Origin of the sequence: Microcoleus sp. w1-18aA5 (genome assembly GCF_036701705.1) — a bacterium.
Lineage (GTDB): Bacteria > Cyanobacteriota > Cyanobacteriia > Cyanobacteriales > Microcoleaceae > Microcoleus.
Map to the genome: position 1 here is coordinate 1 of NZ_JAUPTE010000119.1, position 13,054 is coordinate 13,054.

General features: G+C 45.5%; 9 protein-coding genes. 1 reads left to right on the forward strand and 8 read right to left on the reverse strand.

Annotation, left to right across the window (positions count from 1 at the left end):
* Nucleotides 1-77: 77 nt before the first annotated feature.
* The 7 genes from Q5691_RS26215 to ribBA all read right to left on the reverse strand — a co-directional run bounded on the left by Q5691_RS26215 (nt 78) and on the right by ribBA (nt 11,459).
* Entirely contained in the window at nt 78-2,615 is a 2,538-nt protein-coding gene (locus Q5691_RS26215; protein ID WP_333348030.1) for a PAS domain S-box protein, read from the reverse strand.
* A 186-nt stretch (nt 2,616-2,801) separates the two neighbouring features.
* Complete coding sequence (locus tag Q5691_RS26220; protein ID WP_333348032.1) at nt 2,802-3,299, reverse strand: hypothetical protein; 498 nt, start codon at nt 3,297-3,299, stop codon at nt 2,802-2,804.
* A gap of 390 nt (nt 3,300-3,689) precedes the next feature.
* Nucleotides 3,690-4,694 carry an RNA polymerase sigma factor, RpoD/SigA family gene (locus tag Q5691_RS26225; RefSeq protein WP_333216423.1) on the reverse strand — a complete coding sequence of 335 codons (1,005 nt, stop codon included), beginning with the start codon at nt 4,692-4,694 and terminating at the stop codon, nt 3,690-3,692.
* Between the two features lie 883 nt (nt 4,695-5,577).
* Nucleotides 5,578-7,311, reverse strand: a complete 1,734-nt coding sequence (locus Q5691_RS26230; protein WP_333229810.1) for an ATP-binding protein — start codon at nt 7,309-7,311, stop codon at nt 5,578-5,580.
* A 121-nt stretch (nt 7,312-7,432) separates the two neighbouring features.
* On the reverse strand, nt 7,433-8,872 hold the full coding sequence (locus tag Q5691_RS26235) for a pentapeptide repeat-containing protein (RefSeq protein ID WP_333216421.1): 1,440 nt from the start codon (nt 8,870-8,872) through the stop codon (nt 7,433-7,435).
* Between the two features lie 48 nt (nt 8,873-8,920).
* Complete coding sequence (locus Q5691_RS26240) at nt 8,921-9,376, reverse strand: HAD domain-containing protein (protein ID WP_333348035.1); 456 nt, start codon at nt 9,374-9,376, stop codon at nt 8,921-8,923.
* 391 nt (nt 9,377-9,767) lie between these two features.
* Nucleotides 9,768-11,459: a bifunctional 3,4-dihydroxy-2-butanone-4-phosphate synthase/GTP cyclohydrolase II gene (ribBA, locus tag Q5691_RS26245; RefSeq protein ID WP_333216417.1), complete on the reverse strand. Its 1,692-nt coding sequence runs from the start codon at nt 11,457-11,459 to the stop codon at nt 9,768-9,770.
* 170 nt (nt 11,460-11,629) lie between these two features.
* On the opposite strand from ribBA, the gene Q5691_RS26250 reads away from it, so the two are divergent.
* Complete coding sequence (locus tag Q5691_RS26250) at nt 11,630-12,478, forward strand: site-specific DNA-methyltransferase (RefSeq protein ID WP_333216415.1); 849 nt, start codon at nt 11,630-11,632, stop codon at nt 12,476-12,478.
* Here the strand turns inward: Q5691_RS26250 and Q5691_RS26255 are convergent.
* Nucleotides 12,470-12,979 (reverse strand): ScaI family restriction endonuclease, encoded by a 510-nt coding sequence (locus Q5691_RS26255; protein WP_333348038.1) that lies wholly within the window; start codon nt 12,977-12,979, stop codon nt 12,470-12,472. The genes Q5691_RS26250 and Q5691_RS26255 overlap by 9 nt on opposite strands.
* Nucleotides 12,980-13,054: the final 75 nt, after the last annotated feature.

Below are 13,054 nucleotides of genomic sequence, written 5' to 3' on the forward strand. Positions count from 1 at the left end.
AATCTAAAATCTAAAATCTAAAATCTAAAATCTAAAATCTAAAATCTAAAATCTAAAATCTAAAATCTAAAATCGATCTATGCTGGTAACGTTAAGGTAAATGTTGACCCCTTGCCAAACTCGCTAGCCACAGTAATTTCTCCCCCCAACATCTGAGAGTATTTCTGCGCTATTGCCAAACCCAAACCCGTACCTCCGTACTTGCGGGTAGTCGAAGCATCAGCTTGCGTAAAAGGTTGAAATAACTTTTGTAGCTGTTCAGGAGTCATCCCAATCCCAGTATCACTACAATTAAAAATTAACTGTTCTGAATCCCAACTATTCTCGTCATTTTTAATTCTTTCAACGCTAAGTAGAATTGTTCCTTTATGAGTGAACTTAGCTGCATTGCTGAGCAAATTAAACAAAATTTGAGTAAGCTTAATTTGATCGGAATACAATTCGCCAATATTATTAGGACACTCCACATTCAGGCGATTTGTATTTCGCAAAAATAGCGGTTCCACAGTTCTAGCTACATCTTGAACGACCTCCGACACGTCAAAAGTTTCTAATTCCACTTCCGCGTGACCGGCTTCAATCTTCGACAAGTCCAGAATATCATTAATTAAGGTTAGTAAAAGCTGGCCTGAATTGTGAATTCTCTCTAAATCAGACACAAAATTTTCTTCGCCCAAATCTAAAGCCTCTTCTTGTAGAATCTCGCTGTAACCGATAATCGCATTCAGAGGAGTTCGTAGTTCGTGGCTCATGTTAGCCAAAAACTGACTTTTAGCCAAACTAGCTGCTTCTGCTGCTTCCTTTGCCTTGTAGAGTTCGGCCTCGGCTTGCAAGCGGTCGGTCACGTCGTGAGCCAGAACTAATTCAGCATTCCTGCTATCAAATACCAGACCATAAGAAGTAATTTCTACATCAATAATTGTTCCGTCTTTTTTCTGGTGCTGCCACACACCTGCAAACTCACTACCGGCATCTACTTGGGATATATTTTCTAGCAATTTCGGCAGCTCTTGGGGGGGACGAATGTCCGCAACGGTCATGTTGAGAAATTCGTCGCGAGTGTAGCCGTAGTGTTCGATAGCAGACTGATTGACGGCTATAAATTCCTGAGTTTCTAAATCGTAAACCCACATCGGATGGGGGTTATTTTTAAACAAAAGTCTGTAGCGTTCTTCCGAGGCTCGCAGTTCGGCTTCTGCTTGCTTGCGCTCGGTAATGTCGCGGACAACTGTGCAAATAATCTCGCGGCCTCCGTAGGAAATCACGCTCCCGCTCACTTCTACATCCACGCAGGAACCGTCTCGGCGGCGGTAGAGAACTTCGCCAATTCTGAATTGTTTGTCCGTCAGAAGCAACTCGATATTGTTGTCAATTAGGTCTTTAGAGTAAGCGATGATATCGTAAATAGTCAGTTGCGAAATCGCATCAAGACTGTAATCGAGCAAGTCTGTAAACGCTGTATTGGCTTCCAAAAGACGTTTGGTTTGAGCGTCCCACAGGAAAATGCAATCTGTAGCTTGCTCCACGACAGCTCGGTAGCGGGCTTTTTCCTCAAGTTGTTCGCTTTCGGCTTGGGCGATCGCACTCAACATTCCGTTGATAGTATGGGCAAGGTCGGACAACTCATCTTCGCCCGTCACAGGTAGTCGCACCGAGAGGTCTTGGCTGCTGCTGACGTGGTTGACTGCTTTCGCCAAACCGCTCAACCGAGACAGCACCAGATGCTCTAGCAGCAGCAGAGTGCAGCCGACCAACCCAACTCCCGCTAGCGCTACAGACCCCAGCAGGTACAATAAACTAATTTGACCTTGCCGATATATTTCTCTGGGGATATCCACCCGCAATAGCAGCGCAGGTTGGTTGTAAATATCCCGGATCAAAGCGTAACCCGCGATCGACTCTTCGCTTAAAGGACGCACAAAAATCGGTTTTTTTTCCGACAGTTTCTCCCGCGCTTTCTCGAAGTCTGCAGGCAACTGAGCCTCATTAACGCTGTGTACAATGAGTGGCAAGCGAGTAATTTTAGAAACCTTCGCAATGCCCGTAGCATCCAAATTGCGCCCGAATACCAGCGTACCCCGGATCGGGCCGGTGCTTTTAGTCGTGAGAATTGGCCGGGAAGTAATCAGTATTGGCCCTGACGGTAGCAGCAGGATACCAGCGAGGCTGCTTTTGGCGTTGGGGTGCTGCAACAGCGGGTCGCTGAGAGAAATGCGCCGTTTTAATGCTTCTGGAACAGGCGTTAGTTTCAGCTTTTGGCTGTCTAAACCCGTACTGTAAACTATTTTGCCAGAAGTATTGACAAAAATGGCTATATTAACTCTTATATTAGCCAGCCCTTCTGGAATTAAATTGGAGGCAATGAATTTTGAGTTGCGGTTTTGGATGAAAGTGTAGGTGTCGTCCCAGGACGACCAGTCGGCAAAGCGCGAGTTGAAGTCATCTGCGGTTTGCCCGAACACGCTGAGCACTCCCTTGACAACCTGTGTGGCTTCTTGTTCCTCTGCTTTGATCAGGCTGCCCAAGAGGATGCTTGAGGAGGCGACATACAGAATGCCAGTCAATCCAGCAATGGTAATGCCAACAATCGATAGTGTTTTCCGACGCAGTTTCATCTTGCCATGTGTGTGGTGTCCGTCCGAAATCTCAACTCAGGAGCAATTTTACTACTGTTTCCTGAACCCTGACCGAAAGCAATTTGCTCCGGGGCGTCCGATGTATCAGTCGGGTTGCTTTCTTCTATTCTAAAATCTAAAATCTAAAATCTAAAATCGATTGACTGGTGGCGCAGCGCGTGTTTCCTACTTTTCCCACACCTGCTGTTTGTGAGATTCTTTGCAAATTCCCAAGATGCGCCGATCGTTCTCGCTGATGGTAGAAATTGGGTAATACTGTTGCAGGTTTACCGAGTAGGGAGAGCGACTGCCGTCGTAACTATCCACTACTGTTAAATTTAACTGAGTTCGATCGCCCGTGCCGTAAAAACAGTAAAAAGCAGACCGAGGCAGGTAAAAAGCGCCGACTACCTTACTCTGCCGCATTTCAAATACAAAATATTCTTGTTTAATTTCCTCTGGCTGGCTCGACTGGCCGTAGAGGTAAATGCCATCTGCTAAACCTGTGCTAGCTGTATCTGCCCCAGGATTTGGCAGAGATTGCGAGCTTAAAACGCCGGATTTGATGTCCGAGTCGTGTGCCCGGCGTGCGGGGAATGGGATGCTCAAGTTACCGGGCGAGAGAGCAAGCACGATCGCGATCGCTTCTAAACTTCCTGTCAATATCAAATAAGTCAAAACCACTCCAGACCCCAAAATTTAAAATAGCTGGTTCCAAGCGCCTCTTGTACCAGTTTCACCAAGATTGTAGAGAAACCGGGTATTTGGCTTAATATTGGCTATAAACTTAAAGGAACGATCGCCCGCCCGGTTCCTGAAGTTAAATCTAAGATTAGTTTTGACAAATTTTGCCTCCGCCCCGATCGGGCGATCGACCTCTCAAATAATACCATTTTAGATTTTAAATTTTATATTAAATAACTGAATAATTTGGCCTGACCTATTCCATAAGGGTTTGGAACACTGGCCTACAGTTGGATTCTTTTTTTTAACTGTATAAAAGTATTCTTCCCTGCAGCGCCAACAAGAAAAAAAAAGTTGAGATTTTGGGGAAAATCTCAACTTTTTTAGTGACTAACTAGCCAAGTATTCTCGGACTTGAGATTGGCGGCGCCGCAGGTGGGCAAGGGCTTGATGTTCTAGCTGCCGCACCCGTTCCCGGCTGAGATTTAACCGTTCTCCGACTTTTGCTAGAGACATTTCTGTGCCGTCTTCCAAACCGAAGCGCAAAATTATTACATCTCGCTGCTGGGGGGTAAGTTCTGATATCAAAGTATTGAGGTCTTGCCGCAGTAATTCCGAGGTAATGTAGTTGTCTGGAGATGCCGTTTCGTCTTCTAAGAGTTCTTGCAGTTCGGTATCTTGGTTGTCTCCTACCCGCAAGTCCAAAGAAACTGGATGTCTTGCCATCAGCAGGTATTCCCGAATTTGGGAAGGGTGCAGTTCCAAAGCGGCGGCAATTTCGGCAGGGGAGGGAGACCGGCCCAACTGCTGGGTGAGTTCCCGCTGCACCTTTTTGATTTTGTTGAGTTTTTCGGTGATGTGAATTGGCAATCGAATTGTGCGGGCGTGTTGGGCGATCGCGCGGGTAATTGCTTGCCGAATCCACCAGTAGGCATAGGTAGAAAATTTGTATCCCCGCATCGGGTCAAATTTTTCGACTCCTCGTTCTAAACCGAGGGTGCCTTCTTGAATTAAATCCAAGAATTCCATATTGCGTTTCTGGTATTTTTTGGCGATCGCCACTACTAGCCGCAAATTGGCTTCAATCATCTTTTGCTTGGCCCGCCGCCCTATTTGTAAGATGCGGCTAAGTTCAGGTTCGGTCAACTCCATTTCGGCAGCCCACTCTTGATTCGTCAGATCCCGCTGCCATTCTTTAGCAAGTGCTTGTTTTGCTTCGATTAATTTCATCATTTGCTGCACCTGCTTCCCGAAAACAATTTCTTCTTCTCGGGTTAGCAGGGGTACGCGACCGATCTCGTGCAGATAGGTACGAACCGTATCCGTTGAGGAGTATGGCCGGCTGCCCATGCGATCGGCTTTCACTGTTTTGTTTTTGGGGGTTGTGGTGGACATGGGTGAGTATTGCACTCCTTGTAACAACAGATAAAAAGTTGGTGATACCCTGTCCCACTTTTGCAAGTGGGATAAAGACTGCGACAAAGGGGATGTTTCCCCTCTTGTTTATCGGTGACGATCGGTAGAAGCTTTTTGTTTGGAATTACTTTTGTGCTGGATTTTCCAGTAATCCCCCTCGATTTTCGGTAGCTCGCTAGCTTTAACGGCTAGTTCAAGGCGAAGTGAAGCAAGAGTTTAGTTTTCTCAATATTATTCCCAATTTTGAGGATCGTAAAGAGTAAAAACCTCTGTCTTAAGGTCAAGATTCTACATTTTTCCTTAAGGTTTTGAATTCCCTGTTAGTTTTAACTGCCACTCAACTTCACAATACTCATGCAAACAGACTCATGCAATTCGAGGGCTTTGTTTTGCTCTCTGTTCCATCATCGCTTGAAATTTTCTCGCTGCCTAGATGGTGGGATGCGAGATAACCGAACTCGATCGCCGTATTAGATGCCAGTAAGTGTTTAAAATATTTATTGACATTTTTATTTAAATATGCTAAGCAAATTCTGCTACGAGTAACCAAAAGGTGTATAAAAGCTGGCTGTTGCCCTGTTTGACTTTCATTGTACTGCGAGGCTCCACGATCTCCATCATGTTTAACCTTATGCAAATTTTGGGCAGTTAGGGATGAGGGGTAAGGGGGTGAAAGGGGAAAAGCTTCTGACGGAAAGCTGGGGGCTAATTTTTTTCCGGTTCGATCGATCGCTCTTTTTCGTTTATAACTGAAGCAAAAATCTTCATATTTCTGTCATTGCCAGCGATCGCCAATTTTTCGCCAAGACTAATTTACAGGAAAATTCGCCTAAGTTCTGTAATGAATCTAGCACTTATCAATCTAAAATCCCAAATCCATTTTAGCAGATTCTGCCTCGGCAAATACTTCTTCATCGGGCATTTCTTGCCAGTCAATATCCCCGATTTCTCTGTAGAATTGCTCGTCATAGGGGCGAGTTTGCACGACTACGGGCATCGGTACGGCGTGCCCCAAAACTAATGCTTGCTGTTTGGAGTCGAGTTTTGCCAAAACTGAACGCAAACTCTGCCCTCCCGAAACGCCGGTAAAAATAGCATCAATGTCTTTATCGTCGTTTAGCAAAGCTGTGATCCGTGTTCCGACTTGCGACATGACTTCCGCGTCAATTCCTGACGGGCGCTGGTCTACAATTAGCAGGGTGACAAAGTATTTTCGCATTTCTCGGGCGATCGTACCGAAAATAGTCGATCGCACGATCGCCGGATCGAGAAAGCGGTGAGCTTCTTCAATGGTAATCACCAATGGCTGCGGGCGATCGCACGGATTTTTGCTCTGCAAAAACTTCTCTGCTTTCCGCACGTAAGCTTGGTGAATGCGGCGAGTAATCACATTTGCAGCCAACATATACGACAGCAAATCCGAGTGGGAACCAAACTCAATTACTACATTTTTGCCGCCATCCAAACACTGCAAAACTTCAGTTACATAATTTTTCGGACAGCGTTTCCGAATGTATTTCAAATCGTTTAATCGCTCTAACTTTCGCTGCAAAGCCATAATCGAAGACTTATTTCCCCGTTTTTCTTCGCAAAACATTTGGATATCTTCGTTGGTCATTTCCAGCAACTTGTTGATCCAACCACTGCCCAACTCATTTCGCAAAATAATCGCATTTTCGATACTAGCTTCCGACAAATTTAGCTCGCGCTGCACTAGCGCGATGTCTTCCACTTCAATTTGATCGAAACTTAAAAACAACTCTTGAGCGTCGCGGACTCCCCGGCGTTTTGTCGATTCTGGATCGAGGGTATAAATCTGCATTTTATCGGGAAACAACTGCCGCAAACCCTTAACAGTGCTGAACTGTTTCCCTTCCGAAACAGCTTCCCACCCGTACTCCGAGTGCATATCGAAAATTAAATTAACTGCAGCTTGCTTGCGAATAATTCCCGACAGAAGCAAGCGAGTCAGAAAAGATTTTCCAGTTCCCGACTTGCCAAAAACTCCGTTGCTGCGTTCCACAAATCGGTCTAGATCCAAGCACACAGCAACGTCCATGTCAATCGGTTTGCCGATCGCAAAATTGCGGCGATACGGGTCATCTTCCCAGCCAAAAACTGCCCGAAAATCAGTTTCTTTGGCATCAAACACCTGCGAAAAGTGGCTGGGAATAGTTTTGACCGGCAGCAACTCAATATCCGCCCCGGTTTGTGACTCAAAAGAAGCCAAATTTCCTAACGCCAACTTATTCTCGCGAACTCCGCCGTTTTTCGTCGGGTCGAAAATTGCCTGCTGTTTTTCTCTTTCAGCAGTCAACATCAACATCGGCGACAGTTCGATCGTACCGTAGGTGCTGCTACCAGCTAGCACTGCCAGCAGAAAATCGTCGTCGGGATTGGGAGGATTCGATAAAATGCGGGCGCTAGAAGTTCCCAGAGACACATCGGTGAGCATACAGAAAAAGTGCGATCGCACCCCCCGCACTACTAGAAATTTCCCCACCCTCATATCTTCCACCGAAACATCGGCGTGCAGTCGCACTTCTAATCCCTTGCTCAGGGAACCTTGAATAACAGAGCCTAACGGTCGATCCATTTTAGATTTTAGATTTTAGATTTTAGATTGTTCAGATAGATTTTAGATTTTAGATTGTTCAGATAAATGACTGCTTTCCTGTCAACTGTCAACTGCCAACTGCCAACTGCCAAATGACTAATTACCATTCCGATTCTAGCGGCAATTCAAAAAAACTTGGACTCAGATCTAGATCTGTCAAATCCGTTTCGCTCAAATAAGCGTCAGTCAAAAATACCCCTTTTAAACTTGCGCCTTTGAGGTTAGTACCTTTCAGGTTAGCACCTCTGAGATTAACTCGGAATAAATGAGCATCGCTCAAGTCGGCCTCAGTTAAATCTGCTCCCTCCAAATTTACTCTCATCAAATCTGCTTTTCGGAGATCAGCTTCGTTTAACTTAGCGCCACTGAGGTCAGCTTTTGTCAAGTCTACACCTCTCAAGTCGGCCCCGCTCAAGTTAGCGAACAGCAAAGTAGCTCCGGTGAAATCTGTCTCCCTCAAATCGGCATCCCTTAAATTAGCGCCGCTGAGGTCAGCCCTGGTTAAGTCTACACCCCGGAGGTCAGCAGAACTCAAGTTTACTTGGTGTAAAATTGCGCCGCTTAAATCGGCTCCTCTTAAATCTGTTCCCTCCAAGTTTGCACCTTTGAGGTAAGCTTTTTTTAAGCTAGCTCTGCTGAGGTCTACATTTTTGAGATTGACCGAAGTTAAGTTAGAAGCGCTCAAATTAGCTCCGCTTAAATCTGACCCGTTTAAGTCGGCTCCGGTTAAATTTACCCCTTGCAGCGATACATTGGGAGCAATTAAATAAGCTCCGCCCAGAGCGGGGTCAATGCCTTCGGAAAACAAAGTCTTGTTGCTGTAAACAGCTTTTTCTAAAATCGTGGCGTTCAAACTGGCTTCCCTCAAGTCCGCTCCGCTGAGGTTGGCTCCTGCTAAGTTTGCCCGATCGAGTTTTGCGCCAAATAAAATAGCTTGGTATAGGTTTGTCCGCCGCAAATCGGCTCCTTTTAAATCCGCTTCGGTCAAATCTACCATAGCCAGATTTAAGCCAGGGAGAGAAGCATTGGGAGCTAGCAAAAATGCTCCCATTGCACCCGGATCAATATCTTCGGGAAAGATAGTCCGGTTGTTGTATACGGCCTTGTCTAAAATGGCACCGCTCAACTGAGAACCGCGTAAATCCGCCCCGCTAAGGTTGGCTCTGGTTAAGTTGGCTTCGTGGAGATTTGCTCCTACTAAATTAGCCTTGATCAAACTTGCTTGTTTGAGGTTGGCTCCCGTGAATTCGGCTCCTACGAGATTAGCTTCTCGGAGGACAGCACCAGTCAAATTAGCTCTAGTGAGGTTAGCTAAATTAAGAAATGATTCAGCTAAATCCGCCCCGCTGAGATTGGCGCCGGTGAGGTCGGCTTCAATCAGGTCTGCATACCTGAGCATAGCGCCGCTGAGGTTAGTTTCTCGGAGATCCGTGCCTCGGAGGTTGGCTCCCCGGAGTTCCGCACCGCCAAGGTTGGTGCCTTTAAGTGCTTGTCCCCTGAGATCGAGTCGGTGCAGAAAGTCACCAACGTTCATTTCCATGTCAAATTTACCCTCTCTATTCCGATACTTTTTTCCTAACCTTTGAAATCAAGTTAGATATTCTGAAAGTATCTTTGCTGAGTTCTGGTCAAAACCATTGTAATCATCAATAGCCACAACTGGTGCATCTGGCGGATAGTGTTCTGGAATATCGTCAATGGCTACCCAAGGTGAGTTTTCTGCTTGATTTTGTCGAAGATACTCAAGAACTTCCTGGTGGCGTAAATATTTGTGTTGATGAATATTTTTGGGGCTTAGAAAAGGGGTGAATCCGATAATACGGATAGCGATATCTGGTGAAAATAATGGCGGTATTACCTCGAAGGGGAATATTTCACGCCAGGATGATGAAATTACTACTCGCGCATTAGGATAGGAACGAAGGACATTCTCAAAGTGATTAAGGCAAGCCGAATTAAATTTCATTATATCTGTTGGCAAGCTCGATGTTTCATGTCTTCTGTCAGGAATAAGTACACCATCAATGTCTAAAAAAATTAACATTAATTAAAAAGCCTCTTGAATGATTTAATGACTATTAATACTGCTTAATAATATAAATGTGCATCGAAGGTTCTCTATCAAGTGTCGCTATATCGACTTGTTATATCATGTCCGATGGATTGACCATAATATCTCGACCGGGCGGGTTTTTGAGATTGTCAATTATTGGCAAGTATTGTTGGTAAACCCGCCCCTACCTGATTTCTGGTAATCGACCGGACATAATATTAGACGGCAATCCACATTGTTATTCACTGTTGTTATTGGTAGCTGCTTTCTGACGAATGGAAGATGCTGGTATCAACAAGTATTGTTCTAAAATTCACTGTTTTTCTGGGCTGCTGCCTTCCCCCCTGCTGGGGTAGGGGGGGTTAGCTTCTACCTTCTGCTTTCAGGCAAGAGGAGCAAAACTGTAGATTTTTTGAGGTTCGAGCCGATCGCAAATTCTGGTTAATTCCGACAACAGGAATGTCTCGCGATCGAGCTGGACTTGCAGGGTTTTGAGCGGATCTCCACCGGAGGAAACCATGAATTCTAATGTTTGCAAATTCGGCTCAGTGCTGATTTCATCCAAAATTTGGCCGATCGCCTTGACGTAAGGATGGTTTACATCCAAGTACCAGTCGGGGGCTGCGAGTCCGGCTTGATCGAAGCCGAGGTGAACGATGAGGGAGCCTTCTCCGAAAAGGGCTATGCCCACCGGCCGCGCTTCTTCTTGCAGCAGCAAGTGCTGGTTAGCCGCAAAATGCCGCAGTTTTTCGAGGTGTTCGTACCGATTTTGAATGGCAGAATCTTCCTCTTTTCCTTCTCCTTTTTCGTTCCACTGAATCGCCACTGTTACTAAATAAGTTTGCAGTAGCATATGACCGAGTTTTTCGGCTTTTGTTGCCAGATAGATCGAGTTGTAATCTGTGGCTTCAATTAGTAAGGGGACGCGATCGGCTACTTCAATCCCGTAACCTTTCAAACCCGCAATTTTGCGCGGGTTGTTGGTAATCAACCGAATTTTTTTTACTCCCAAATCGTTGAGCATTTGTGCTCCGACGCCGTAGTTCCGCAAGTCGGCGGGAAATCCCAACCGTTCGTTGGCTTCTACAGTATCGAATCCCAAATCTTGCAGCGAGTAAGCTTTTAGTTTATTTACCAATCCAATACCCCGACCTTCTTGGCGCAAGTAAACGATGACGCCAGAACCGACATTTTCGATCATTTTCAGTGCCGCTTGCAGTTGCATCCGGCAGTCGCAGCGCAGGGAACCCAAAGCATCGCCGGTCAGGCATTCGGAATGCACCCGCACCATCACGGGTTTGTCTTTAAATTCTGCCGGATCGCCCTTGACAATAGCAACGTGTTCTGAATTGTCTTGGGTGTCGCGGTAGGCGTAAATCATAAACTCGCCGAATTGAGTGGGCAATTTGGCGACGGTTTCCCGGCGGACGAATCGATCGTGCTTGAGTCGGTAGCTAATTAAGTCGGCAATACTGATTATTTTGAGGTTGTGGAGTTTGGCGTACTCGATTAATTCCGGCAACCTCGCCATCGAACCGTCGGGGTTTTGAATTTCGCAGATGACGCCGCTGGGATACAGACCCGCGAGTCTGGCGAGGTCAACCGAGGCCTCGGTGTGACCGGCGCGTTTGAGGACGCCACCGTCGATCGCCCGCAGGGGGAAAATGTGACCGGGACGGCGCAAGTCTTGAGGTTTGGTGTCCGGGTGAATGGCTACTTGGATGGTGCGGGCGCGGTCTTCGGCCGAGATGCCGGTACTGACGCCGTTGACTGCATCAATGCTGACAGTGAAGGCAGTTTGGTTGTTGTCGGTGTTCTTGCTGACCATGAGGGGCAGTTCCAGGCGATCGAGCCTTTCGCCACTCAAAGCCAAACAAATCAAACCCCGCGCGTTCACGGCCATGAAATTGATGTTGTCGGGGGTGGCGAATTGGGCGGCACAAATCACGTCGCCTTCGTTTTCGCGGTTTTCGTCATCGACTACTACCACGATGCGACCTGCTTTGAGGTCTACGAGGGCGCTGTCAATTGAGTCAAATTGAAAGGATTGAGTTGAGGTGTTGTTATTTGTCACTGAGGAGTTCAAGCTATAAACAGTAATGTTATGGAAATAGAATGTATTTTCGATTGTAACCTTTTGTTTCCGACAGGGGGATTCCACGATCGAGATGAGTTTGACAAGATTTCTGAACTCACTTACTATAAATCTTGTACTTTGTCAATAAAATCTTTCCCTAATATTGCATGAGCTTGACTGATATCGCGAGGCTTTTAGGTAAACCGTACTTCCAAGCTCCTAATTGCTTAATTTATAACATGGACTGTTTGGAAGCATTGAAGCTGCTGCCCGCTCAATTTGTAGATTTAACCGTTACCAGCCCGCCTTATAACATCGGCAAAGAGTACGAAAAATCCTTGGTGTTAGATGAGTATTTAAACTGGTGCGAGCAGTGGATAGGAGAGGTTTACCGGGTAACGCTCGATCGAGGAGCGTTTTGGCTTAATTTAGGTTATTTGTCAATTCGCGATCGGGCAAAGGCAATTCCGATTTCCTATCTGCTTTGGGACAAAGTGCCTTTTTATCTAATTCAAGAAGTTGTCTGGAACTACGGCGCGGGAGTTGCGGGCAGCAAGTTCTTTTCACCCCGCAATGAAAAGTTTCTCTGGTATGTAAAAAATCAGTACCAGTATACATTTAATTTGGATGAAGTGCGCGATCCAAATGTGAAATATCCGAATCAGAAAAAGAACGGCAAGATTAAAGTAAACTTAAAAGGCAAAAATCCGACGGATGTTTGGCAGTTCCCAAAAGTTACGTCGGGGAAAAACCGAGCTTCAAAAGAACGCACGCCTCACCCCGCTCAATTTCCTGTTGCTGTTGTCGAGCGCATCATCAAGTCTGCATCGAATTTAAACGAAATTGTTTTAGATCCGTTTATGGGTTCCGGTACTACAGCAATTGTGACTCTGGGTTTGCAGCGTCAAGTTATTGGATTTGAAATTAGGGCTGATTACTGTGAGATTGTCGCTAGTAGAATAGATAATTTTTTGATGGACAAGGAACTCAGAGAAGCACAGTTATCTTTATTCTAAAGTTGGTAGTTGCAGCAATTTATAACGTTCAACAGCAGGACTTAATTTCGCTTGTTGCCCAGTTGTAGCCGCTTGACCTTGCCAATCTTCTCGGTCTAACCATCCAAATCTGACTAAATTAATCTGCGGTACTTGTGAGCCTTGAACGTTTTTGTTAAATTTCTGGAAATTAATAACAAGATAATAGCCCGATTTATTTTTATTTCCTTCTATACCAGTAGTGCTTAGTTGAGTATAACTGCGATTTCCATATGTATTACGATTACTTGAAGACGTTTTAATCTCTATCGAGAAGCAATCATCTAGAAGACAGACTATATCTTTTTCAGTAGCAGTTTCTTCGCGGCGCCAAATTTCTGGGTATCGCCTAGCCAATTCTAATGGGATGAGTTCGTGCAAAAAGTATCCCATAATTTGGGGGCGGGGAAATAAATCTACACCTATTTGATAGTTTTTACTGGTTAGATTAGATTCAAATATTTCTCGCCAGACTTGAATCAAGCTGTTCGACATCTAAACTGCATTAACTAAGTTACCTTTGTTTTTGATCTTTCGGTTCCATTTCATAATTAATTC